20 protein-coding genes and 1 pseudogene are annotated in these 25665 nt (G+C 56.2%); all 21 read left to right on the top strand.

The window, feature by feature from the left end:
* Positions 1–177 (top strand): annotated as a pseudogene (locus CLH61_RS05530) (UDP-glucose 4-epimerase); the annotation flags it as partial.
* Positions 178–180: 3 nt separating this feature from the next.
* Positions 181–1299 carry a UDP-2-acetamido-2,6-beta-L-arabino-hexul-4-ose reductase gene (wbjC, locus tag CLH61_RS05525; RefSeq protein ID WP_099613688.1) on the top strand — a complete coding sequence of 373 codons (1119 nt, stop codon included), beginning with the start codon at positions 181–183 and terminating at the stop codon, positions 1297–1299.
* A gap of 17 nt (positions 1300–1316) precedes the next feature.
* Complete coding sequence (gene wecB / locus CLH61_RS05520) at positions 1317–2450, top strand: non-hydrolyzing UDP-N-acetylglucosamine 2-epimerase (RefSeq protein WP_099613687.1); 1134 nt, start codon at positions 1317–1319, stop codon at positions 2448–2450.
* Positions 2443–3606 (top strand): glycosyltransferase, encoded by a 1164-nt coding sequence (locus tag CLH61_RS05515; protein WP_099613686.1) that lies wholly within the window; start codon positions 2443–2445, stop codon positions 3604–3606. The genes wecB and CLH61_RS05515 overlap by 8 nt, the downstream gene beginning before the upstream one ends.
* A 5-nt stretch (positions 3607–3611) precedes the next feature.
* Positions 3612–4625, top strand: coding sequence for an NAD-dependent epimerase/dehydratase family protein (locus tag CLH61_RS05510; protein ID WP_099613685.1), 1014 nt, complete (start codon positions 3612–3614; stop codon positions 4623–4625).
* Between the two features lie 42 nt (positions 4626–4667).
* Positions 4668–5792 carry a glycosyltransferase family 4 protein gene (locus CLH61_RS05505; RefSeq protein WP_099613684.1) on the top strand — a complete coding sequence of 375 codons (1125 nt, stop codon included), beginning with the start codon at positions 4668–4670 and terminating at the stop codon, positions 5790–5792.
* On the top strand, positions 5789–6385 hold the full coding sequence (locus CLH61_RS05500) for a sugar transferase (RefSeq protein WP_099613683.1): 597 nt from the start codon (positions 5789–5791) through the stop codon (positions 6383–6385). The genes CLH61_RS05505 and CLH61_RS05500 overlap by 4 nt, the downstream gene beginning before the upstream one ends.
* Positions 6385–7011, top strand: a complete 627-nt coding sequence (locus tag CLH61_RS05495; RefSeq protein ID WP_099613682.1) for an acetyltransferase — start codon at positions 6385–6387, stop codon at positions 7009–7011. Before CLH61_RS05500 ends, CLH61_RS05495 begins: the two co-directional genes overlap by 1 nt.
* A 6-nt stretch (positions 7012–7017) precedes the next feature.
* Positions 7018–8193 carry a DegT/DnrJ/EryC1/StrS family aminotransferase gene (locus tag CLH61_RS05490; RefSeq protein ID WP_099613681.1) on the top strand — a complete coding sequence of 392 codons (1176 nt, stop codon included), beginning with the start codon at positions 7018–7020 and terminating at the stop codon, positions 8191–8193.
* Positions 8194–8345: 152 nt separating this feature from the next.
* Complete coding sequence (locus CLH61_RS05485) at positions 8346–10160, top strand: polysaccharide biosynthesis protein (RefSeq protein WP_407657554.1); 1815 nt, start codon at positions 8346–8348, stop codon at positions 10158–10160.
* A 90-nt stretch (positions 10161–10250) separates the two neighbouring features.
* Positions 10251–11672 carry an MBL fold metallo-hydrolase RNA specificity domain-containing protein gene (locus tag CLH61_RS05480; RefSeq protein WP_099613679.1) on the top strand — a complete coding sequence of 474 codons (1422 nt, stop codon included), beginning with the start codon at positions 10251–10253 and terminating at the stop codon, positions 11670–11672.
* A gap of 73 nt (positions 11673–11745) precedes the next feature.
* Complete coding sequence (gene tviB / locus CLH61_RS05475) at positions 11746–13008, top strand: Vi polysaccharide biosynthesis UDP-N-acetylglucosamine C-6 dehydrogenase TviB (protein ID WP_099613678.1); 1263 nt, start codon at positions 11746–11748, stop codon at positions 13006–13008.
* A gap of 209 nt (positions 13009–13217) precedes the next feature.
* Complete coding sequence (locus CLH61_RS05470) at positions 13218–13589, top strand: histone-like nucleoid-structuring protein, MvaT/MvaU family (protein ID WP_099613677.1); 372 nt, start codon at positions 13218–13220, stop codon at positions 13587–13589.
* 228 nt (positions 13590–13817) lie between these two features.
* Positions 13818–15902: a type VI secretion system Vgr family protein gene (locus tag CLH61_RS05465; RefSeq protein WP_099613676.1), complete on the top strand. Its 2085-nt coding sequence runs from the start codon at positions 13818–13820 to the stop codon at positions 15900–15902.
* 12 nt (positions 15903–15914) lie between these two features.
* Positions 15915–16793 (top strand): DUF4123 domain-containing protein, encoded by an 879-nt coding sequence (locus tag CLH61_RS05460; protein ID WP_099613675.1) that lies wholly within the window; start codon positions 15915–15917, stop codon positions 16791–16793.
* 26 nt (positions 16794–16819) lie between these two features.
* Positions 16820–20233 (top strand): toxin VasX, encoded by a 3414-nt coding sequence (locus tag CLH61_RS05455; protein WP_099613674.1) that lies wholly within the window; start codon positions 16820–16822, stop codon positions 20231–20233.
* Positions 20230–21486 (top strand): hypothetical protein, encoded by a 1257-nt coding sequence (locus CLH61_RS18300; RefSeq protein WP_143752094.1) that lies wholly within the window; start codon positions 20230–20232, stop codon positions 21484–21486. The genes CLH61_RS05455 and CLH61_RS18300 overlap by 4 nt, the downstream gene beginning before the upstream one ends.
* A 102-nt stretch (positions 21487–21588) precedes the next feature.
* Complete coding sequence (locus CLH61_RS05445; RefSeq protein ID WP_143752092.1) at positions 21589–22113, top strand: hypothetical protein; 525 nt, start codon at positions 21589–21591, stop codon at positions 22111–22113.
* A 189-nt stretch (positions 22114–22302) separates the two neighbouring features.
* Positions 22303–24339 carry a phospholipase effector Tle1 domain-containing protein gene (locus CLH61_RS05440; RefSeq protein ID WP_228152539.1) on the top strand — a complete coding sequence of 679 codons (2037 nt, stop codon included), beginning with the start codon at positions 22303–22305 and terminating at the stop codon, positions 24337–24339.
* A gap of 3 nt (positions 24340–24342) precedes the next feature.
* Positions 24343–24945 carry a DUF2931 family protein gene (locus tag CLH61_RS05435; protein ID WP_099613671.1) on the top strand — a complete coding sequence of 201 codons (603 nt, stop codon included), beginning with the start codon at positions 24343–24345 and terminating at the stop codon, positions 24943–24945.
* 230 nt (positions 24946–25175) lie between these two features.
* Positions 25176–25616 (top strand): VOC family protein, encoded by a 441-nt coding sequence (locus CLH61_RS05430; protein WP_099613670.1) that lies wholly within the window; start codon positions 25176–25178, stop codon positions 25614–25616.
* Positions 25617–25665 lie beyond the last annotated feature (49 nt).

Here is a 25665-nt window from a genome sequence, read left to right as displayed (position 1 = left end):
CGGGATCTGAACTACGGCAAGTTTGTGGAGCAGGGGGAGGAGAAGATCTCCCATACCGAGGATTACAACTCCCACAACACCGAACGCCTGGATGTGGCCGGCATGCAAGCCTTGCTGCGTAAGCTGGAATTCATTCGTGCCCTGGAACGGGGTGAGTACCAGAGCCCGGAGGACTGAGTGATGAAGGTACTGGTAACCGGCGCCAACGGTTTTATCGGCAAGAACCTGCAAATGCATCTGCAGGAGAAGGGCGGCTTTGAGTTGGTGCCCTTCACCCGGAAACACACCGAGCAAGACCTGCCCGGCCTGCTGGAAGGCGTGGACTGGATTGTGCACCTGGCCGGAATCAACCGCCCGCAGGACCCGGCCGAGTTCACCACCGGCAACGCCGGACTGACCCAGGCTTTATGCAATGCAGTTCAGGCCGCGGGCCGGAGCATTCCCATCATCTACAGCTCGTCGATTCAGGCGGAGCGGGATAACGACTACGGCACCAGCAAGCGCGAAGCGGAAGAAGCCCTGCTGGCGCTGCATGAAGCCACCGGCAACCCGGTGTACATCTACCGCCTGGCCAACGTGTTCGGCAAATGGGCACGGCCCAATTACAACTCGGCGGTGGCCACCTTCTGTCACAACATCGCCCGGGATTTACCGGTCCAGATCAACGACCCGGATGCGGTGATCAACCTGGTCTATGTGGACGACGTCATCGCCTGTTTCCTCTCCCAGCTGGGAGGCGAGCCTCAGAACGGCCCCTTTGTAGAGGTGGAGCCGGTTTATCAGATTACCGTAGGCGAGCTGGCCAGCCAGCTGAACCGCTTCAAAGCCACCCGGGATAACCTGATCACCGAGCCGGTGGGCACCGGACTGGTGCGGGCGCTGTATTCCACCTACGTCAGCTATCTGCCGCCGGAGCGCTTCACCTACACCGTGCCCCAGCACGGCGACGAGCGCGGGGTGTTTGTGGAAATGCTGAAAACCCTGGATGCCGGCCAGTTCTCTTTCTTCACCGCCCACTCGGGCATCACCCGTGGCGGCCATTACCACCACTCGAAAACCGAGAAGTTTCTGGTGATCAAGGGCAAGGCCTGCTTCCGCTTTCGCCACATGATCACCGGGGAGTTCTACGAGTTGTTCACTGACGGCGCCAAGCCGGAGATTGTGGAAACCGTACCGGGCTGGACCCACGACATCACCAACGTGGGCGAAGACGAGCTGGTGTGTATGCTCTGGGCCAATGAAATTTTTGACCGGGACAACCCGGATACCTTCGCGTGCCCCGTGGGTACCGAAGCCTGACCGAATCTGGAACTGCCATGAAGAAACTGAAAGTCATGACCGTGGTCGGCACCCGGCCGGAGATTATTCGTCTGTCCCGGGTGATGGCCAAGCTGGACGAGTATTGCGAACACATTCTGGTGCATACCGGCCAGAACTACGATTTCGAGCTCAATGAAATTTTCTTCCAGGACCTGGGCATCCGCAAGCCGGACCACTTCCTGAGCGCCGCCGGCGCCAGCGGAGCTGAAACCATCGGCAACGTGATCATCGCCGTGGACAAGGTGCTGGTCGACGTGCAGCCGGAAGCCCTGCTGGTGCTGGGCGATACCAACAGCTGCATGGCGGTGATTCCCGCCAAGCGCCGCAAGATTCCCACCTTCCACATGGAAGCTGGCAACCGCTGCTTTGATATGCGGGTGCCGGAAGAAATCAACCGCCGCATTGTGGACCACACGGCGGACATCAACCTGACCTACAGCACCATCGCCCGGGATTACCTGCTGCGCGAAGGCCTGCTGCCAGACCGGGTAATTAAAACCGGCAGCCCCATGTTTGAAGTGCTGAACCACTTCCGTGACGGCATTGAGGCGTCTGATGTGCTGGAGCGCCTGGGACTGGAAGCGGGCAAGTTCTTTGTGGTGAGCGCCCATCGGGAAGAGAACGTGGATTCGGACAGGAACTTCCTGGCCCTGGTCGACACCCTGAACGCGGTGGCGGAACAATACGGCTACCCGGTGATTGTCTCCACCCACCCCCGCACCCAGAAGCGGGTGGATGCCCTGGGGGTACAGTTCCACCAGAACGTCCGCTTGTTGAAACCGCTGGGTTTCAAGGACTACAACAAGTTGCAGCTGAGCGCTAGGGCGGTGTTGTCGGACAGCGGCACCATTAACGAAGAAGCCTCCATCCTCAACTTCCCGGCGCTGAACATCCGCGAAGCGCACGAGCGCCCCGAAGGCATGGAAGAAGCCGCCGCCATGATGGTGGGTCTGGGCACCGAACGGGTACTGCAGGGCCTGGCCATTCTGGAGAACCAGGGCCGGGGTGATGAACGCTCTCTGCGGCTGGTGGCAGACTACAGCATGCCGAACGTGGCGGAAAAGGTGGTGCGGCTCATCCACAGTTACCGGGATTATGTGATGCAGACGGTTTGGAAGCAGTATGAATAAGGGTAGGAAACTCGTAGCCTACGTTGGGCCGTATAGCTTCCCCGATGGGGGAGCGGCTGCAAGAAGGATTTACGGTAATTGCCTGTCACTTCGGAGTGCAGGTTACGATGTGGTTGTTAGCTCAGGTCAGCTCGCTGATTCCCAAGAGGAGATGTTCAATGGAATTCCAGTAGTTTCGCTGAACGAGCGACGCCACGAACATCTGCCAACTTTGTTAAAGCACTTAATGTATTTTTCGGCAGGCAAGAATACGATTAGTTGGCTGGATTCTCTCGAGAGAAAGCCAGACGCGATTATTCTTTACAGTGGTTATTCTCCATACTTGATTCGCTTGCTACCTTGGGCGCGTAAAAATAACGTCAAGCTAATATTTGATGTTGTTGAGTGGTACGACCCTCCGAATTGGCTCTCCAGATTTATGTCGCCGTACTTTCTTAATATTGAGTTGGCGATGCGATTTTTTATTAAGAAGTGTGATGGCTTGATTGTTATTAGTGAGTATTTGAAGAAATACTACGCCCATCAAGTTAAAAATATAATTAAAGTCCCTCCAACCGCGAACTTGGCATGCGGCGATGTGGTTGAGCGGGATAGTTCCGATAATGCTGTGAAGTTCGTATATGCGGGTACTCCAGGGAAGAAGGATGCATTATCGTCAATTATTCTGGCTATACTACGCGCAGGTGCATCAGGGCAGAATGTCGAATTGCACATAGCCGGAGTTTCCAGGAATAATCTGGGTGATTTCATTCCTGTTTCTGGTTTCAGTCAGTCTGAAATAGATAAAGTGATAAAGTGTCACGGTATATTGAGTCATCGGGATACTATAAGTCTCGTTCGAAGCTCGGATTATTCGATTATCCTTCGCCCCAATATTCGGAGCGTTCAAGCCGGCTTTCCCACCAAATTTGTTGAAAGCATGGCAGTTGGAACGCCCGTAATTGCCAATCTCACAAGCGATCTTGGTGTTTACCTGAAAGACGGAGTCAATGGGCTCATTTGTCCAAATTTTGATGTTGAAAGTCTTGTTAAGGTTATCGCGCGAAGTGTGGATCTTGCACAAGATCAAATAATGAGAAAAAGGGCGAAGGAAACCGCTGACGTATACTTTTCGCCAGATAATTATTCTGAAGAATTCATCAAGCTTATTGGTTAGATAAAATGATTGTATATCCGGAATTACTGGAACATCTCAAGCGTAATCCTAGAGCATGGCTTATTACCGGCGTTGCAGGATTTATCGGATCTAATTTACTGGAGCATCTGCTAAAGCTGAATCAGACAGTAGTAGGCCTGGATAACTTCGCTACCGGCTATCAGCGCAATCTGGATGAGGTTAAGTCTCTGGTCACCACTGAGCAGTGGCGACGCTTTAAGTTTATCGAAGGCGATATCCGTAATCTGGAACACTGCCAACAGGCCTGTGAGGGTGTGGACTATGTGCTGCATCAGGCCGCTTTAGGCTCGGTGCCGCGATCCTTGAATGACCCCATCACCACCAATGCTGCTAATATCTCCGGGTTTCTGAATATGTTGGTGGCCGCGAAGGATGCGGGAGTGGGGAGCTTTACTTATGCGGCCTCCAGCTCCACATACGGTGACCACCCAGCGCTGCCGAAAGTAGAAGAAAACATAGGCAAGCCGCTTTCGCCCTATGCTGTCACCAAATATGTGAACGAACTTTACGCCGAGGTCTTTGCCCGCAGTTACGGCTTCAAGGCGATTGGTTTACGTTATTTCAATGTGTTCGGCAAACGACAAGACCCGGGCGGTGCCTACGCCGCGGTGATCCCGAAATGGACTGCTGCGATGGTGAGGGGCGAAGAGGTATTCATCAATGGAGACGGCAAAACCAGTCGCGACTTCTGTTTCATTGAGAATGCAGTGCAGGCCAATCTATTGGCGGCGACGGCCGAAGATGGTGCAAAGAACGAGGTTTACAATGTAGCAGTAGGGGACCGCACTACATTGAATGACCTTTTCGCTGCGCTGAAGAGCGCGTTGGCCGAAAATGGTGTGGAGTATGACAAGGAACCGGTATATCGCGATTTCCGGCCGGGAGATGTGCGGCATTCTCAGGCAGATATTGGGAAGGCCGCCCGAAATCTCGGATATACCCCTGAGTTTCGGATTGTTGATGGGATTGCCAAGGCTATGCCTTGGTACCTTGGTTAAGAGTCTCGCAATCATCAATCCGGGCCTGGAGTGTTTTCGGCATTGAATACGTTTCTATTGATAGCCAGTTTTCCTGATTCGCTGATCAAGTTTCGGGGGCCTTTACTGCGAGCCCTTGTTGCGAAGGGGCTGAGGGTGCATGTTGCTGCTCCGGACCTCTCCAGTGCTACCGCCATTAGTGATGAGTTGGCGGCTATGGGCGTACAGGTACATGAGATCGGGTTGCGCCGAACTGGAACCAACCCATTGGCAGACCTGCGCACGGTTGCGGAGTTGCGACGTCTCATGGTGCGTATTAAGCCCGATTACGTGCTTGGCTATACAATCAAGCCTGTGATTTACGGTTCGATTGCAGCTTGGCTGGCGAGGGTGCCCTATCGCTTTGCCTTGGTAACAGGGCTTGGTTATGCCTTTACCGGCGAGGCGTCCGGGAAGCGCGGGTTATTGCGCAAGTTGATTCAGCGGTTGTACCGTTTCGGCCTCTCCAGAACACATAAAGTGTTCTTCCAGAACCCGGATGACGAAGCATTGTTTCGGAATTTGCACTTATTGCCTGCGAGCATTTCTTCCCGTGTGGTCAATGGTTCCGGTGTGGATGTAGCGGATTATGCCGTGGCCCCGCTGCCAGAAAATCCTGCGTTCCTGCTGATTGCCCGCTTGTTGGGTGACAAGGGTGTTCGTGAATACGCTCGGGCCGCTCAGGAAATAAGGGCGCGTTTCCCTGCGGTCCGTTTCCAACTGGTGGGCTGGATAGACGATAACCCCGATGCCATAGCTCAGCAGGAACTGGATGATTGGACGGAGTCTGGCGCTCTGGAGTTCGTCGGTAAAGTGTCAGACGTTCGCCCTGCAATCGCGGAATGCAGTGTGTACGTGCTTCCGTCGTATCGGGAGGGTACGCCACGAACTGTACTCGAGTCGATGGCTATGGGGCGTCCTGTGATTACCACGGATGCGCCTGGCTGTAGGGAGACCGTCGAGGACGGCAAAAATGGTTTTCTGGTGCCGGTTCAGGCGGTTGATGAATTGGTCGAGGTGATGGTTCGGTTTATTGAGACTCCCGAACTTACTGCGCGCATGGGTGAGCGTTCACGTCAGATTGCAGAAGAGAAGTATGATGTACATAAGGTGAATAAATTTATGTTGAAAGAAATGGGGATTAAGTGATTAAGCGTAGCTTTGATGTTGTGGCCGCTTCCTTTGCGTTGGTGTTGCTACTGCCGGTTATAGCTGTGGTTTCGCTTCTGATTCACCGAAAGCTCGGCTCTCCCGTTTTTTTCCGGCAAACCCGCCCGGGCAAAAACAGCAAGCCTTTCCAAATGGTAAAATTCCGCACCATGCTGGACGCCACAGACAAAGACGGCAATCCGTTGCCAGACAATCAGCGGATGACGCCTTTCGGACATTTTTTGCGTTCAACCAGTCTGGATGAGTTGCCGGAACTCTGGAATGTTTTAAAAGGCGATATGAGTTTGGTGGGTCCACGCCCGTTGCTGATGGAGTATCTTCCCCTATATTCCAGGGAGCAGATCCGTCGCCATGAAGTTCGTCCAGGAGTGACCGGCTGGGCTCAAATAAATGGCCGGAACGCGATTTCATGGGAAGATAAGTTCAAGCTCGATGTGTGGTACGTAGACAACCAGTCTTTCTGGCTGGATGTGAAGATACTGTTTCTCACGGTGAAGAAAGTATTGGTGCGTGATGGCATCAGCGGAGAGGGTGAGGTGACTATGTCTAAGTTCACCGGGTCGAAAGATTGATGCGGCTGGCGATTCTTGGTGCCAGTGGTCACGGAAAGGTGGTGGCCGATGCGGCTTGTCTGAGTGGTTGGGACGAAGTGGCTTTTTTCGATGACGCTTGGCCGGCCGTTGCTAAGAACGGCCCTTGGGAAGTCGTTGGCAGAAGTGCGGATTTGTTAGCTCAGGCTACAGGATTTGATGGTGTGGTTGTTGCTATTGGCAATAATCGTATTCGGATGGCCAGGCAGCAGGAATTGGTGGATGCGGGTCTGAATATGGTTTCTGTGGTTCACCCTTCGGCCGTTATCAGTCGCCATGCTGTGGTTGGTGCCGGTAGCGTAGTGTTTGCAAATTCGGTGGTTAACGCCTGTGCTTCTGTGGGAGCCGGATGCATTGTGAATACGGGTGCCATAGTGGAACACGACTGCGTGGTTGGTGATTTTTCCCATCTTAGCCCGAATGTTGTGCTTGCCGGTGGCGTCTCGGTGGGGCAGCAGGTTTGGGTGGGAGCTGGTGCTTCGGTAAAACAATTAGTGATTATAGGTGATGAAGTTACGGTTGGCATCGGTAGTGTGGTGTTGCGAGATGTCCCAGCCGGTAAAACGGTTGTAGGCGTTCCGGCTCGTCCCGTTAATATTCAGGATTGATTTTTTATGTTGAATACTGCGTTTTCGCCCTGGCCGTCTTTTACTCAGGAAGAGGCCGATGCTGTTTCTGCAGTTTTGCTATCAAACAAGGTGAATTACTGGACTGGTACTGAAACCCGCGAGTTTGAGAAGGAGTTTGCGGGCTTTGCCGGTACTGAACATGCGGTAGCGGTTGCCAATGGCACCGTGGCGTTGGATTTGGCGCTCAAAGGCCTGGGTGTTGGCGTCGGGGATGAGGTGATTGTTACGTCCCGAACTTTCCTGGCGTCCGCGTCGTCCATTGTGAATGCCGGTGCGACACCGGTGTTCGCGGATGTGGATCGGGATTCCCAGAATATTACCGCTGAAACGGTACGCCCGTTGGTAACTGAGCGAACCCGGGCGATTATTGCGGTGCACCTGGCCGGATGGCCGTGCGATATGGACAGCTTAAATGCGCTGGCCCGGGAGCATGATCTGTTCGTGATTGAGGATTGCGCCCAGGCGCATGGGGCGACTTATAAGGGCCGGCCGGTAGGTGGTTTGGGGGATGTTGCGGCCTGGTCTTTTTGCCAGGACAAGATTATGACCACTGGCGGGGAAGGTGGCATGGTGACCACCAATAACCGCGAGTTGTGGTCGCGGATGTGGTCGTTCAAGGATCATGGCAAGAGCTGGGAGGCGGTGTATGAGCGTGAGCACCCGCCGGGGTTCCGTTGGTTGCATGAAAGTATTGGCACCAACTGGAGGATGACAGAGATTCAGGCGGTAATCGGCCGGATCCAGCTGACCAGAATGGCAGACTGGACCCGTGCAAGGCGGGCTAACTGTCATTTAATCTGGGCCGCAGCGGCTAAGTACAAGGGTTTGAGAGTTCCTGTCGTCCCTGACGACATTGGTCACGCCGGCTACAAGTGTTATGTATTTGTGGACCCTGAGGGTTTGAAGCCAGGCTGGAGCCGGGACAGGATTATGTCAGCGGTGACTGAACATGGTGTGCCTTGTTTTTCGGGGTCTTGTTCCGAGGTTTATCTGGAGAGGTGTTTTCAGGACGCAGGGTTGGCACCGGATGAGCGCTTGCCGGTAGCCCGTGAGCTGGGCGAAACAAGCCTGATGTTTCTGGTACATCCTACATTGACCGAAGCGGAAATGGCTAAAACGGTCGACGTGCTTTCTCAGGTTATGACAGAGGTATCCTTCTGAGACAGGGATTGGTGGTGAGAAACAAAGTCATTAATCGCATTTTGCGTTTGTCCCGACCAACGAAGCGTGCAATTTCCGTGGTTTCGGATTTTGTGTTGCTGTCTCTGGCCATCTGGGCGGCATTTGCTTTGCGCTTCGAGAATTACGGCTGGATGCCTTCAGACAAACAGCTCTGGGTGTCGTTTGTTACGGTGGTGGTCACTATTGGGGCGTTTGTAAAGCTTGGGCTTTATCGGGCGGTGATTCGCTACATCAGTGAGCATGCGCTTCTGGCCATTTTTATGGGGGTTGTATTTTCAAGTGTAGCCCTGATTGTTCTCGGCTTTTTGTTCCAGACTCTGGTTCCCCGTTCCGTGCCCGTTATCTATGGTGCTTTCGCATTTATGTTGGTGGCGGGTACCCGATTTGGGGTGCGTACAATTGTCCGGCGCCGTAATGATCGCTCCAAAGACGGTGTTTTGATTGTGGGTGCCGGGCCGAAGGGGATGCAGTTGGCTTCGGCTCTGGCTCAGGGCGTGGAGTACCGCCCGCTTGGTTTTGTATCGATGCTGAATGCCAATCATAAGTCCATGATTGGCAATCTGCCGGTGTACGCGATCGATCACATCGAAAAAGCGGTACGGGATCTGGATGTGTCACGTGTGTTGCTTGCCGTTGAAGATGACGAGCCGGTAAACCGCAAAGAACTCATGCGAATACTCGAGGGTCTCTCGGTGCCCGTCCAGACGGTACCTTCCATGTCCGAGCTTGTCGCCGGTGTGGCCCGCATCAACGACATCCGTGACCTGGAAATCGAAGACTTGCTGGGCCGGGATCCGGTCCGCCCGGACACCGCCATTGTTGCGGACAGTCTGTATCAGAAGTCGGTGATGGTGACTGGTGCGGGTGGTTCCATCGGTTCCGAGTTGTGTCGTCAGATTCTCCGCCACAAGCCCAGTACCCTGGTGCTGTTTGAGCAGTCGGAGTTCTCCCTGTATTCCATTGAGCGTGAGCTGCACTCGATCAATGAGGTGGAAGGGCTGGGGGTTTCCCTGCATCCGGTGCTTGGCAGTGTGGCCCACCGCCGCCGGGGCGAGGCGGTGATGCGGGCGTTTGGTATTCAGACGGTGTATCACGCGGCGGCCTACAAGCATGTGCCGCTGGTGGAGCACAACGTCATCGAGGGTGTGCAGAACAACGTATTTGGTACCTGGCACACTGCGGAAGCGGCCATTGCGGCGGGGGTTGAGCGGTTTGTGCTGATTTCCACCGACAAGGCGGTGCGCCCCACCAATGTGATGGGCGCGAGCAAGCGCCTGGCGGAGTTGGTGCTGCAGGGGCTGGCCCAGCGCCAGAGCAAGACGGTGTTCTCCATGGTGCGGTTTGGCAACGTGCTGGGTTCGTCCGGCTCCGTGGTGCCGCTGTTCCGTGATCAGATCCGCGATGGCGGCCCGGTGACGGTGACCCATCAGGACATCATTCGCTACTTCATGACCATTCCCGAGGCCAGTCAGCTGGTGCTGCAGGCCGGCAGCATGGGGCGGGGCGGCGAAGTGTTTGTGCTGGACATGGGCGAGCCGGTAAAGATTGCCGACCTGGCGCGCAAGATGATTCACCTGATGGGCCTGGAAGAGAAGACGGATGACAACCCGGCGGGGGATATCGAGGTGGTCTACACCGGCCTGCGCCCCGGCGAAAAGCTGTATGAGGAGTTGCTGATTGGCGACGACCCGCAGGGTACGGCCCATCCGCGGATCATGATGGCCCGGGAGGTGTCAATGCCCTGGGATGAGGTGGCACAGTTGCTGGAGCGCCTGTCCTCGGCCAGTCATACCTTCGATTGCGGCAAGGTGGTGGAGTTGCTGCGCAGTGCACCCACCGGTTACGCCCCCAATGGCGAGGTGGTGGATCTGGTTTGGTGTAATGGCGAAGCGCTGAGCGCGCCCGCTGTAGCGGTAGACGGAAAGGTTCATCGGCTGAATCCCTGAGTGGACGCTGAGTGAATGCAGAGTCGAGTGCATGGATTGCGAACCGACCCGGTGTGCGGGCTGGCATTACGAATTACAGGGATGGTATGAATGATCGATGTTAAACACCACGGCGCCACCTCCGGCGTCACCGGCTCCTGTCATGAGCTGGTTGTCGGCCATGCCGGCATTCTGATTGATTGTGGCCTGTTCCAGGGCCAGGAAGAGGGCAACGGCGCGACCGCCACCGACCTTTCCATTGATTTCCCCATCGCCCATATCCGTGCCCTGGTGGTCACCCATGTTCATATTGACCATGTCGGGCGGATTCCCTATTTGCTGGCCGCTGGATTCACCGGGCCGATCCTCTGTTCCGAGCCGTCGGCCCTGCTGTTGCCGGAGATGCTGGAAGATGCCCTGAAAATCGGCTTCACCCGGGATCGGGAACTGATCGGGCGGGTGCTGGGGCTGATCCGCTCCCGTATTGTGGCGGTGCCATACGGGCAGTGGCACCCGGTGTTTGAGGAGCGGGGTGAGGCTGGCGAGGTAACGGCGAGCCTTGCCATTCGCCTGCAACGTGCAGGGCATATTCTGGGCTCCGCCTATGTGGAGTGTGAGGCCAGGGTTGGTGAGACGGCGGAGCGGATTGTATTCAGTGGGGACCTGGGCGCACCCCATGCGCCGCTGCTGCCCGAGGCTCGTCCACCGGAGCGGGCCGATCGCCTGGTGATTGAGAGTACCTATGGCGACAAGGATCACGAAGACCGGCAAACCCGGCGCTTCCGTCTCAAGGCCATTCTGGAGCGTGCCCTGGCTGACCGGGGCACCGTGCTGGTGCCGGCGTTCAGCCTTGGGCGTACCCAGGAACTGTTGTACGAGATTGAGAGCCTGATCGCGGAGTTTGGTAACGAGGGCATTGCGCAGGTTGCCGGCAAACCGCTGCCCTGGAAGGACCTGGAAATTGTGGTGGATTCGCCGCTGGCGGCCGGGTTCACCCGGTTGTACCGGGATTTGAAACCCTACTGGGATGAGGAAGCCCGGGAACTGGTCAGCGCCGGTCGTCATCCGTTGTCGTTCGAGCAGTTGACGGTGATAGATTCCCACGACGATCACCTCAAGGCCGTGGATTATCTGGCCAGCTCCCATCGCCCCTGTGTGGTGCTGGCGGGCTCCGGAATGTGCGCCGGCGGGCGGATCGTCAATTACCTGCAGGCGATGCTGGGGGATGCCCGCAACGACGTGCTGTTTGTCGGCTACCAGGCGGCAGGCACGCCAGGGCGGGACATTCTGACCTACGGTCCCCGTGGCGGCTGGGTGGAGCTCGATGGCAAGCGTTACGACATCCGTGCACGGGTTCATCAGGTGGGTGGTTATTCGGCCCACGCCGGGCAGTCGGATTTGCTGCGGTTTATCCGTGGGATTCCGGTCAAGCCGGCGGAGATTCGTATTGTGCATGGTGAGCAGGAGGCGAAGACGGCGCTGCAACGGGAGTTGGCGGCGGCGGGTTATACCGGGATAATGATCCCCACTTAATTCTATTCAGGCAGGGTGTGGTGTCTATTTACCCGCTGTATCCTGCGCTTCAATTAATATCGATGGATGATTTATGAAAAAGATTGCCGTGATTGGCCTGGGATATGTGGGCCTGCCTTTGGCCGCTGCGTTTGGTGAAAAGCGGGAGATTGTCGGCTTTGATATCAATGCAAAGCGCATTGCGGAACTGAAAGACGGCGTCGATTTTACCCGTGAAGTCTCCCGCGAGGAGTTGGCGGCGTCTACCGGTTTGTCGTTTACCGACGCCCTGGAAGAGGTTCGGGACTGCCAGATTTATATTGTCACGGTGCCAACGCCCATTGATGAGTTCAAATCCCCGGACTTGACGCCGCTGGTCAAGGCCAGTGAGAGCGTGGGCAAGGTGCTCAAGCAGGGCGATATTGTTATTTATGAGTCCACTGTGTATCCGGGGGCCACGGAGGAAGTCTGTGTGCCGGTACTGGAGAAAGTGTCCGGGTTAAAGTTTAACCAGGATTTCTTTGCCGGTTACAGTCCGGAACGGATTAATCCGGGCGATAAAGAGCACCGGGTGACCACCATTAAAAAGGTCACCTCCGGTTCTACCCCGCAAATCGCCGACGAAGTGGATGCCCTTTATGCCGGTATTATTACCGCCGGTACCCACAAGGCCAGTTCCATCAAAGTGGCGGAAGCGGCCAAGGTGATTGAAAACACCCAGCGGGATCTGAATATTGCGCTGATGAATGAGCTGTCGATGATCTTTGCCCGTCTGGGCATTGATACTCACGAAGTACTGGCTGCGGCGGGTACCAAGTGGAACTTCCTGCCGTTCAAGCCCGGCCTCGTAGGCGGCCATTGTATCGGGGTGGATCCGTATTACCTGACCCACAAGGCCCAGGCCATCGGCTATCATCCGGAGATTATCCTGGCGGGCCGCCGGGTAAATGACAATATGGGCCCTTATGCCGCGGCGGAGCTGGTTAAATGCATGATCAAGGCCGGTCAAACCGTGGCCAATGCCCGGGTGCTGGTGATGGGCCTGACGTTCAAAGAAAACTGTCCTGATTTGCGTAATACCCGGGTTATTGATGTGGTTAAAGAGCTGGCGGATTTTGGTTGTCAGGTCGATGTGACGGACTGCTGGGCAGACAATGTGGAAGCCCGCCATGAATATGGTATTGATCTGATCGATAATCCGCAGCAGGCGCAATACGATGCGGTTCTGATCGCCGTGCCCCACGATAAATACGCACAAATGTCGGTAACCGATTTCCGCGGCTTTTTAAAAGAGCGCGGAGTATTGTTTGACCTCAAGGGTATATTGCCCCTTGGCGAGGCGGATTTGCGTTTGTAAGCTTGCGTTGTATGTTTTTGAAACCAGCCTTCGGGCTGGTTTTTTTATGCCCGGGATTGGCCGGTTAATTGTCAAATTTGGTGTTGGGAATAATATTCTTACCAAGCTGTAAAGAGTTTACTTTGCCAAATACTATTTGTTCATTTATTATTCCGGCATGACGTTTTGTCATCTCCCTTTGTTTTTCCATTGAATAAGGTTTTATATCCATGGCGAAAATCAACGATTACTACCAGAAAAAACAGCTTATGGAAAAGCTCTCCGAGGAACTGCGTAAACTGGAGCAGGACACCGCACTCAAGCGTGAACTGGAGTTTGAAGAAAAAGTTCGCAGCCTGATGAAGGAGTATGACAAGTCCCCGAAAGACGTACTGCAGATTCTCGGCGCCATCGATCCGTCCATCGGCGGTACCAAAGCCGAAGCCCCGGCCGCGGCCTCCCGCCCGAAGCGCCCGATGAAAACCTACAAGAACCCGAACACCGGCGAAGTTGTCAAAACCCGTGGTGGCAATCACAAGACTCTGAACGAGTGGCGTGAGAAGTACGGTAAAGAAACCGTGCAGAGCTGGCAGCAGGACTAAGAGATTAACAGGGACTGACCTCTGGTCCGTCCCTGCTGGTCTATATTTCGGGGACTGACCTTGGGTCTGTCCCCGATTATTATTTCCCTGCCCAAAACGTGACACACCCCCGGAATATCCCCTCGGACCTTCAAATTCCCCTTCATTTTCCGGTATTATCCCGCTGGCTCAGGATGAGCTTGGCGTTGAAGGCTAATTTCTCTCAGCAGATCTTCAGGGACCGAAGACATGCCCCAGGCAAACGGATTGCAGTTTACCGCCGTGGTTGGCGGCCTTTCTCATGATCTTTTCTCGGTAGTTGGTTTCGAGCTTTTCGAAGGTTTGTCGTGTCTCTTTCACGGGCGGCTGGAGCTGGCGAGCCCGGATTTCGGCATTGGCGCAGCAGATGTTCTGGAGCAGTCGGTTGCCCTGACAGTTTGGCAGGACGGCCAGCCATTGCGGCGGTTCCAGGGCGTGGTGTCCGGGTTTGCGGTGCTGGGTACCGGTCACCACCGGACCCGTTATGAGGTGGTGATGGAGCCACCGATGTGGCGTCTGGGGCTGATGCATAACAGTCGCATCTTCCAGTCCCGGACGCCGGACCAGATCATCCGTACCTTGCTGGAAGAGCGGGGCATCGTCGATGTGGGGTTCGACCTGCGACGGCCGGCCGCCGAGCGGGAATACTGCGTGCAGTACCGTGAGAGCGACCTGGCGTTCGTGGAGCGGCTGGCGGCCGAGGAGGGCTGGCATTACCGGCCGGGGCACGAGAGTGACGGGCCCGCGCTGGTGTTTGCCGATCATCACGGCAACGGGGCGACACTGCCGGATGTCCTGCTCAACCCGGCGGCCAGTGCCAGCCATGGCCAGCCCGGCGTGTTCCGTTTCAGCCAGACCCACCGGGTGCGCCCGGCCTCGGTGGTGCTGAAGGATTACACTTTCCGCAATCCCGCCTATGCGCTGATGCATGAACGCCAAAGCGACGGCGACCGTGGGACGGGCCAGCGCCCGGATTATCAGCACTTCGATTACCCCGGCCGATTCAAGCTCGATGCCAGTGGTGAGGCGTTTACCACCGCCAGGCTGGAGGCCTTGCGCAATGACGCCAGCACCGCGGAAGGGGTCGGCAACCGGCCGGACTTTGCCCCCGGGGCACGGCTGACTATCACCCCGGTAGCCGACGACGAGGCTGCCTCATCCTGGTTGCTCACTCATGTACGTCATACCGGTACCCAGCCTCAGGCTCTTCAAGAGGAGGGCGGTGAGGGCGTGACGGCCTATCACAACGAGTTTGCTGCGGTGCCTGCCGGCGATGGATGGCGACCCCGGCTGCCCCGCAAACGTCGTCCCTTGATCGATGGCCCCCAGATTGCCATCGTGATCGGCCCCCCGGGGGAGGAGATCCATTGCGACGAATACGGCCGGGTTCAGGTGCGATTTCCCTGGGACCGGCGTCTGGGCGCGGCCGGGACGATCAGTGCGACGAACGACGACCTCGGCAGCGCCTGGTTGCGGGTCAGTCAGGACTGGGCGGGCGGCCAGTACGGCGTTCTCGCGTTACCCCGGGTGGGGCATGAAGTCATCGTCAGCTTTCTGGATGGCGACCCTGACCAGCCACTGATCACCGGCCGTACCTATCACGGCGTCAACCGCCCTCCGTATCCGCTCCCTCAGCACAAAACCCGGACCGTACTGAAAACCAGCACTCACAAGGGTGAAGGCAGTAACGAACTGCGTTTTGAGGATGAAGGCGACCGTGAGCAGATCTTTGTCCACGCCCAGAAAGACCTGGACCTGCTGACCGAACACAACCGCACGGAAGTCATCCGCGGCGACAGCCACTGCACGGTAGCGAACCATCAGTTCAGCCACGTTCACGGCGCAGAGCACTGCACCACAAACGGTGACCGCCGCACCGCCATTGGCGCCGACTGCAGCCAGGTGATCGCCGGTAGCTACCACCAGAAAACCGCCACCACCACCGCCAGCGAAGCTGGTACCGAAATCCATCATAAGGCCGGCGCCAAAGTCGTTCTCGACGCCGGCGTAGAACTCACCATCGCCGGTGGCGGCAGTTTTATCAAACTCGACCCCAGCGGCGTGACCCTGAGTGGGCCGGGGATAAAGATTAACTCCGGGGGGAGTGCGGGGAGTGGGTGTAGTGTACAGGCGCTCGGGGCGGGATTGCCCCGGACCATCGAGGGTGACCGTGTGGTGGCGCCTCCGTCACGGCTGGCAGAGGTGGATCAACGAGCGAATTTTTCGCCCTCGGCACAGCGTGTGGCCATGTTGGAAGGCAGGGCCCTGACGGGCCTTTGTAAAGCCGGTGAGTAATCAGGAGGTGTGATGATGAAACCTGTGCCGGCTCATGAATTGTTGGCCACTGGCCGGTGGTGCTGGAACTACCTGCTGATTGATGGCATGGCTCTGCCGAACGCCGAGCGCCAGCTCTATCAGGCGGATGAGTTTCCGCACTATCTCAATCTGTACGCTGGAACCCATTGGGAAGCGATTGCTGATCTTGGTCCGTTATTGATTGCGGTGACGGATCAGAACCCCTTCATTCAGCGGTTTCTTGAGGAAGGCTTTGCGGCTGAGTGGGGTTACCTGATTCAAAGCCCGCAGGATCTGCCCACGCTGGCGGCACAGTTTCGGCAGTGCATCACGGTTCGTCATGCCAGCGGGAGCGATCTTGTTCTCCGGTTTGGCGAGCCTGAGGTGGCAACCGCGATGTTCACAGAACTGGACGCGTTTCGGCGTTGGCGACCGGCTCTTGAGGCGTTGCTGGTGCCGGATGCTCTGAATTGGCAATGGCAGCATATTGCCATTGCCAGTATCGCGGAGACTGTGCCGGCGTTGCCTGTGACTTTGTCGGAGCAGGACGTCGCGCGGCTGTCACAGGTGGACGAACGCTCGTTGTTGAAACGGCTGGTTGCGCATCTGGACCGCTTTTTCCTCGGTTGGGATTCGGGTTCGGGTCGGGCGGCCGGTGTGGTTAACCTGGGCGGACTGATCAGCCGTGCCAAAACCGCGGGGTACACCTCAGAGCGATCGCTCACCCAGTGGGCCAATGTGTTTGGCTACGGTGGGGCGCCGGCCAGCGCCGCAGAGCTTCCGCCAGCGCTGTTGTCATTGCTCGACGCGCCCCCTGAACTTTCGAGAATCGACCTGCATGCCCGTGACGCCGCAATCCTGGCGCGCGCAATTTCGGCAGTACCTGATTAACAAGACTCAAGGACTGAGCTATTCCCATGACGGTTTCCATGACAGACCCGATTGTCGCTGCGGATCGCAAGAGCATGGCCGATACCACGGCCATTGGCAGTTGCCCGCTGACACTTCCGGATATCCAGCTGATACCTGTGCGCTATGCGTACGTTGATCAAGCGCCGTCGCTCAAGGCACTGGATCCGCGCTTTGCCACCGGATTCCGGCCGTTGGGTGTGCGCCCGGTTCGGGACGGTTATCTGTACCTGTTCCATTCCAGCGCTCCCGATATTCTCCAGGAGTTTGTCATAACCGAGGGCGGAGCGGTCGAAAAACGGCTCTGGGAAGGTGAGGATGCCACACGGGATCAACGGCAGGGGATCTCGGCGGAAGCCGCCATCGTGGTTCCGAGGCGGGGCGAGATTGAGGTTCTCTTCTGTGAAACCCAGTTGACTGCGAAGAAATGCAGCATGCTGATCAGCTGGAAGGATTATCGACGGCAGGTGATGCGCAAGGTCAGCCTGGGAGGGTACTGTGTAGAAGCTGGGACGAGGCACCTGTTGCCGAAAGGGGTCCTCGAGGAGAACCTTTCCAGTCCGGAGCCCGGCGCCGATCCGGACGAGGAGGCTTTCTCGCCATGGTACTGGGTCGTGGAATCCGAAGCGGGAAAACCGGAGCCATTCACGCATCGTCTGCGATTCTATGATAAAGACCATGCTTATCTGGTTCTGGACGATCTGACCGGCCAAATCGGTGACCTGTTGGACGCATGGACCCATCTCGATGCGGCTCAGGGCGACTGGCTGGCCCGGGAGGATGCCCGGTACTACTCCGCCAGTTTCATCCAGGAACTGATCAAGCTGGATGAGAAAACCGTTGCCACCTATGTGGATGCGGCCCTCACGCAAACCGGGGATCCCTCGGAGATTCTGGCCCTGCAGCGCATTGCCCACGCGTCACCACAACAGCGGGCACGGGTGGCCGAGTTTGCCAAAGAGTTTCAGGCCGGTCCTCTGGATGTGCGTAACGCGTCGTTTGAAGTGGTCAAGGCGCGGCGCCAGCAGAATGAGACGCTGGCAGAGCTGGCGCAAGAGCTGGCCGTTGAGCAGGACATACTGGCGCAAGTCCTCGAAGCTCTCCGCAAAAACCAGAATCAAGCGGAGCACGGCAGTCTGACCGGCGAGCGTGGCATCCGGGATTTCGTCCGGGTTGACGCCATGAATCAGTATCTGGCGGTTGCCGGGGAACAGGAGGCGCGTTTTCAGCGGGAGAAAACTGCCGTCGTTGCGTCCCTGAAGACTTTGTTGCCGCATTACCATCTGGTGGGGCATCTGTATGATCGGATGGAAGAGGATGCTTACCTGGCGTTCCTCCGGGTCGACAATGCGCTGCTCAACATCCTGAACGACGACGCACTGGCAACGGGCGACTACGAGTTTATCCGTTCCTATTATTTTGGGGACCTGGGGCATCAGCACCTGGTGGGATTTGATATTGATGTCACTGCCTATACCCGGTCGGCTGCCGCAGTAGTCAATGGCCTCAAGACGATCCTGAACGCCCACGATAACGCTACGGCTTATAACGACTGGGTTCAGACCTTGTCTGATAACCCGCAACTGCGCTTTGCGACCCTTACGCCCGTAATCAGTGCCGAACTGAGCCATCGCCTGGCCCAGTGGACCCCCATTGCAAGGCAGGAATTGTTTCGTCTGGTTGAGAAGGCCAGTGGCGCGAGATTGCATGAGCGTTTGAAGCAAGTGTTCCAACGAATGAACCCCGGCTTGCGTGTCCACCTACTGGATAGCCAACTGATCTATCAGCTGGACCTGGACATTGCAGATGAGGCCACGCTGAATAAGGCGGACTCGCTGATTCGCGAGGTTGAACATCACGCCCTGCGGTACGAGGACTTGAGAAGCCGGGAGAGGAGTCTTGATAGTGGCCGGAAACAATCACGACGCGCACTGACTCGCAGCCAGAAGCGTACCTACGATGCCGAAGTCGCCCGACTCCGGGCAGCGCGAAAGGTCGAGAAGCGGAAGGTCGTTGCTGCCCGCAAGGCATTGGAAAGGCTGCTTCCATCCGAAGACAACAAGTATCAGGGCATTCTGAAGGTCGGCGGGCTTGGGAACACCGCCGAGACCAGGGCGGTTGCCGCCGAGCTTGAGGAGCTCAAAGCGCTGCGGGACCGCTCGGGCATGAAGAAGGTTTTCGATTACGCCCGTGGCTTGATTGATGGCGGGGATGCCATGGAAATCACCAATCGAATTGGTGGGTTGGGGGTTGTTTCTTTTGTTGGGTTGGTGAGCTTCTGGGGGACAGTGGAGGCTTACCTTCAGTGGGATAGGGACAAGACGCTATCTGGCGCGCTCAGTGTTATCAGCGGCGGTTTTGGAACCGTCGGTGCTGTGGCTAGTGTGAGTACCATCGTAGCCAGTGCCCAACTTAACTATTACTACCAGAATGTGAGTAAAGCCGACGCTGTGCTGTCGAGACTTGCCCGGGCCAATGTTTGGGGGGGAACGGTTGCGGCTTGGGGTGGTTTTTTTGCGGCAGGTGCGGATCTAGTAAGGCAGATTCAATTGATAAGGCGCGGGACGGCTAGCATAGGAGAGCAGGTGGGAGCCTCAGTAACGCTGACGGGTGATGCCATGATCGTTTATGGCAGCGGGCGAATTGCCTGGACTGGCTCCTCCGGCATTTATCATATGCTGGTTAAACAAACGCCGGGTGTGACCTGGGCATCTGTTCACAGAGGCATGTTACATCTGGGAGGTACTGCAATTCTTCGTGGCATGAACCTCTGGCTCTGGGTTGGTACCCTCGTTGTTTTGACTGGCCAATACGTCTACAACCGTTTCAAGCGAACCGAGCTGCAACTGTGGTGTGAGAGTAGTGCGTGGGGCTTGGCATCGAAGGAGTGGTCGCCGGATGAACAGCGTTACCAGTTAGGGAAGCTGATCTACCGTCCGGAATTGAAGGTGATGGCGGAACGGGAAGCGCTGGACGGCCGTTTCCGTTATTGCGCTCTCAGATTGAGCCTGCCAGGCCTTTCCGGTTTGACAGCTGACAATGCGAAGTGGGTTGTGCTGGAGCAACGGGGGGTGGAGTGGTCTGCGGCTTCTGAAGATTGGCAAGATCGGATCTTTGTCGAGGCGGATAATGAATCCAATGTATCGCTTCGAGTGCCCTTGCTGTTTGATGAGCTCGAAACGTTCAGCGGGTTGTACATTGCCATTCGTTACATGCCCGATGGAGCAAACCGCTGGTTGCCGGGAGAGTCTGAGTCCTTCCACTACCTTATCGATCTGCGTGAGCAAGGTAATGTGCCACATGTGGCTGCCAATGAAGAGAAAGCCTGGCAGTTGATCCCATTTCGTGACAAAGCCGACGAACGCCTGCGGCCATTGCTAATAAACTATCTGCCCCTGACTCCATGGAAGGATAACGTATGACAGAACAATCCCTGCGAGCGGGCGAGCGCCGAACGGCTGCGGATGGCGATTTGCTGGCACTGAGTCCGCTGCCGGTGTCGACAGGAGCCCGCCCTGCGGATCCGGCGGACTGGATTCGTCGCAAGAATGCCGTCTGGATGGACTTGCAGGGCGGGAATCTGGTGTTTGCTGCTGAGTTGTCGTTGATGTTTTTGAGCCTCAGCCTGATAACGATAGGGATAGGATTCTTCTTGTCGGCGGAGTCTGCGTGGAGGAATAACTCGCATTTTGACTGGTGGTTACCGGGGGCCCTGATTGTTGGAAATGTACTTTGCAGTCTGCCTTTTGCTCTGGTTTTCCACTACAACACCAATAAAGCCATCAAGGAAGGCCCCCCTGTTCGATTAAACCGGCAGAAACGTGAGGTCGCCGTGCCACGCTGGTTAGCGGGTAGGGAGGTCAAGTTTCCTTTTTGGGGTGAACAGGCGTCTGTATTTATTTATTTGGTTTACCTCATCACCTTTTTCTTTGTGATCAGCGCCTTCATGGTAGAAGGGCCCGTGGATGATCGGGGTTGGGCTTTCTTTAAGGGTGGACTTCTGGCCTTTTTCATCGAAAGTCTCATCTTCATCCCTTACATCGCTATCGGCTTACATCTCCACAAAAAACACAAACCCCGCCTCCAATATGTCTATTATCCCTGGGAACAACTGGTGGCCTATGTCCAGAAACAACAGGACATCGGCCCATCTATCTTCACTGAACGCACCCTGCTGACGCTGGCGATACCGGATCCCGACAACCCGGAAACCGCCTTGGCGGCAGCGTCGATTGCCGTGGGCCACGAAACTGCCGGCCTGGCTCAGTGGGAAAGCATTCGCCGATTCATGGAAGACGGCCCGGAAGCCTGCCCCGGCCCCCGGGATTACGGCACCTTGGCTCACTACCGGGAAAGTTGCCGCAAAGCCCGCGCGGAAATGCCGCTGGTGGCCTGGCTCTGGAAGAAAGTCGGCGACTGGTTCTTCCAGCGCAACCTGGCCCACCGGCTGACGGAGCGGCGTGTTAATCATCTGATTCCGAAATCCCTGCCCGCCGAGCTGCAGGCGTGGTCCCAGCCGCTCTCCGATGAGCAACACTCCAAACCCTCGGCGGCCTTGCTCGAAGCAAACCGCAGGGCCCAGGCACTGCGCAGGAAAAACCGCGGAATATCGCCGCAGGCGGTACTGGAAATGCTGCACAAGGAAGCCAAGGAGGGCGATGTTCTGCTGGCTTGAGTACCTGGAAGCCGGAGCATGGGGGATGCCCTCAGGTCTGTCCCCGCCCGGTAATCAAGAAAACGGATATTTCGTCGAGGGTTGAGATTGGAGAATCAGGCGGTGCGTGAAACCATAGAAAAGTTACTTGACCAGGGATACTCCCGCAATGCGGTATTTGAGCAACTGCGAGGTCAGGTGGGTAATGAGTTGCGGCTGGCCAACCGAATTGCGACTGTTCGGGTTCAATGTGAAACCGGTGTGCCTGTAACCCTGAATCGGATTCTCCTTTGCTTGTCGATTATCCAGGCATTGTTTGCCGTCTGGGTACTGCAAAGTGTCTGGATTCCGCTCGATCAGGTTATTGTGCTGCTTGGCATCTTTGTGATCTCCGTGTTGACTGTGTTGTATCTGATCGGCCTGGCTCGTATGGCTTTTATTGGATATACCGCGTTTTTATTATTCTGTTTTACTGTCGCGGCCAACTATATGTACGCATTTCAGTTCTTTCCGGTTATTTCGCTGATGGGACTCTTGTTGGCGCTGATGAATGGCGCACTAACCTATTACCTGAAAGTTTTGATTTATCCCCATATGGGAATGTTGGATGTTCGTAAAGATGGCCGGGGGCGATATATTCTGGAGTAGGCTGCGCTGTGTGGGGACTGACCTTTGGTCTGTCCCCGGTCTTTCCTCTGATACCTGATTTTGTGACGTTGTGCATAGTGACCGTCGGGGAATTTGCGTAGTTTCTTTGATCTCGGCAAGCCACGGACTTGGCCTGCCAGTAGTTCGCATCCCACCAGGACGGGATGCTGTCGCTTTACAGGGAACGTTATGCGAATCAAACCTTCTTACCGGCTCCAGCCGGCGGAGCTGCCGCTGACGGAGAGCCCGTCTGCTGCCGCGCGCACGGTCCGGCGGGAGCTTTCCGGTCCTTCCGCGGGTCGTTGGCTGATGCCGAACCAGTCGGATTTACCCGGAATTCATCCGGGTACCCCACAAGAAACCCTTCACCAAACCCTGATTGCCCGAATCGCCGTCGGTGAGCTGTGCCTGGTCCATAGCGGCATTGGCACGGATGTTCCCCTGCAACCGGTCGTGTCATGGTCTGAACCCCGGCAAGTAGAAAGGGGCAGGCCTGATGGTAGTCAGTGGCGCTGCGAGGCGGAGGGGCAGCAGATTGCCGGGCTGGTGGGCGCTGTCGCGGAGTTGAATAGAAGAGGGATGACGCCGGCTGATCTAAGGGCGGGTGCAGGCATGGGGGCGTCATCGTCCCAACCTCAAGGAGTCTCCCGCAGTGATGCTCCTGGCTTTGCTTCCACCCGGGATCAGGATCACAGGCTGTCGTTGCCATTGGGGGTCGCGGCGAATGTTGCGCCTTTGGCTTCCCAAAACGCACCGGAGCAATCTGCTCAACCACCCTCTGGAGTTCACCTCGTTGCTGGGCTATTCACCGATGGCACCCTGAACAATGTTGAAAACATCAAGCGATTCCAGGAGCGTCTGGTTGAAGAGTGTGTGGAGCCTTTAAAAATGGATCCGTCCAGATTGGAGGAGTGCCGAGAACGGTTGGCCATGCGGTTGGGCGCGAGTTATGCCAATGGGCTGACGAATGTGGTGAAGCTGTTCGATCTATACAAAGAAAAATTCAGTAGTGAGATGGGCCGTAAAGTGCTCACTGTAAAAGCTTATGAGGCTGGCGCAGGGACAAAAAGCGGGGACGATGATTCCTACATTGGCATGGTGACGGGCCTGGGTGAGACGGGCGTTATTGAGCAGGTCTCAAGGCTTTTTCTGGCAATAGCCGATAGAGCGGCAAATCAGTTGAATGGTCAGAATGTCTCTGAGCTATCTGTGGATCTGTTCGGGTTTAGCCGTGGTGCAGCTGCTGCGCGTCATGCCACAAGGCAAATTCTGAAAGGCCGGGAAGGAGGCTTGGCCGAGGCTTTTTCAAAGTTTGGTCTTGCTTGGCCCGAAAAGGTGCAGGTCCGTTTTGTTGGCTTATTCGATACGGTTGCAGGCATTATAAATCCGGGAAATGTTGATTTTTCAGCCGGAAATCCTCGCAACAGCCCGGTTGAGCTTTATCTGGATCCGGCCAAGGTTGAAAAGGTTGTACATCTGGTTGCCGCAGATGAAAAGCGTGCAAATTTCGCGCTCAACAGTGTCCGAAATCCGGATGGGAGCCTTCCGGCGAACTATAGGGAAATCACGTTGCCGGGAGCGCACTCGGATATAGGAGGCGGGTACCACGATTTGGAAACAGAGGCGGTGTTGCTCCACCCGACACTGACTATCACTGGAAGCAAGACCCGCTCGTTCAGGCAGACCATGGAATGGGATAACCTTGAAAGTTTGCGAGTGCAGGTGGAATCCGAGGGCTGGATCGGCAAGCACAGCTTGCCGTGCCCAGACGGTAACCCCCCAACGTTGAAGTTAGAATCAAAACAAGATGACCATCCCTTGCCGGACGGTCGCGTAGAGCTGTCGCTACGGATGAAGCGGCGGGTCAGAGGAGAATACTCAAGGATTGGGTTGCATTTGATGCATAGCCTGGCTAGGGATGCTGGAGTTCCTCTGAAAACGATCCCAGATCGTCGAGATCTTAGTATTCCCACAGAGTTGCAGGCAACGAAGGAGAAGGTTTTTTCCGCAGTGGTCGAGGGTAATGACAGTCCGCAATTGGATCTCGCTCAATCTGCTTTGCTCCGGCAACGCTATATCCACCACTCCAATCATTACAATCTCATTGAGTCCTTTAAAGCCGGGATGGTTGTCGGAACGGAAGTGCCATCGCCAGAATTTTTCCATCCGCTGCGGCCGAACGTTTCTGGAGATCGGGCCGTTTACCCTAACAGAAGCCAAGGATAGATCATGCGAGAATTTCATGGATTGATCATGGCCATTACTCTTGTTTTATCAGGATGCAGTGTCTTCTCTGATGCGAAAGAGGAAACGACCTGGTATTTCCAGCTTGCTACGCCCAGGCACTACGACGTCTGGGTTGAGCATCTGGAGTTTGAATTGTCCGGGGTGCGACATTGGTTTCACCCGGCTGGAAGCATGAGTTGTTGCTGGAAGGGGCCCTACGGTCCTGGTGGCATTTCTGGGCGAATGGAGCCGTTTCCGAACTTTATTGCAATTCAATGGTTTTCCTTCGCAGAACAGAAATTCTATCAACGGTTGATAGAGATCCCGCGCGAATGGCAAGACCTGATGAAGGTGCCCGCGCCCCGAAACACTCAACTTTACGGTGTCGTTTATAGGCCTCGAAATTTCCTGACCTTCGGCCTCGCCCCCGGCGGAGAAATTGTCGTCTGGATCATGAACCAGGTGGGCAACGAAATTGAACTGGCTCGCTTACGAGCAAACGAAATGGAGCGGGACCCAAACATCTATAGGGCTAATACGCAGGAGTATTGGGAAGAAAACGGCGACTACCTTAAAAAACACGGAGTGCAGTTAAGCGGTTGGTAGGCTCCCGCTTTTCGAAGATAGACAATGGCCAGTCCAGAAATCATCCGGTGACTGCGCGTCGACGTCGAGACCCCCGGGGTAAAAGCTGGTAATTTACCAGTGAAGATTGTGGTGGCGGGCGTGACATCGACAGGGCCTGCTTCCGTTTGTTTGCACAATTATTGGGCGGGCAGGGCGTGCTAGGCACGGGCCTGCCGTACCGGTCGTCAGAATTGAGAGGACTTCATACCATGCAATATCTCCACACCATGATCCGTGTTACCGACCTCAAGCAGACGCTGCATTTTTTCTGCGATTTGCTGGGGATGAAGGAGATCAGTCGGAAGGACAGTGAGAAGGGCCGGTTTACACTGGTGTTCCTGGCGGCACCGGACGATGAGGCGCGGGCGAGGGAGGACAAGGCGCCGATGGTTGAGCTTACCTACAACTGGGATCCCGAGGAGTACACCGGCGGACGCAACTTCGGGCACCTGGCGTATGCGGTGGATGATATCTATGCCCTGTGCGCGCACCTGCAGGCCAATGGAGTAACCATCAACCGTCCGCCGCGGGATGGTTATATGGCGTTTATCCGTACCCCGGACAACATCTCCATTGAGTTATTGCAGAAGGGCGAGGCGTTGCCGCCGCAGGAGCCGTGGGTGAGTATGGAAAATACAGGTAGCTGGTAGGTTGTTGGGTCTGTCCCCGGCCGGGTGCGGGCGGGCATTTAGCGCGGGT

This window comes from Marinobacter profundi (assembly GCF_002744715.1).
Lineage (GTDB): Bacteria > Pseudomonadota > Gammaproteobacteria > Pseudomonadales > Oleiphilaceae > Marinobacter > Marinobacter profundi.
This window is presented reverse-complemented; position numbering and strand designations above follow the sequence as displayed.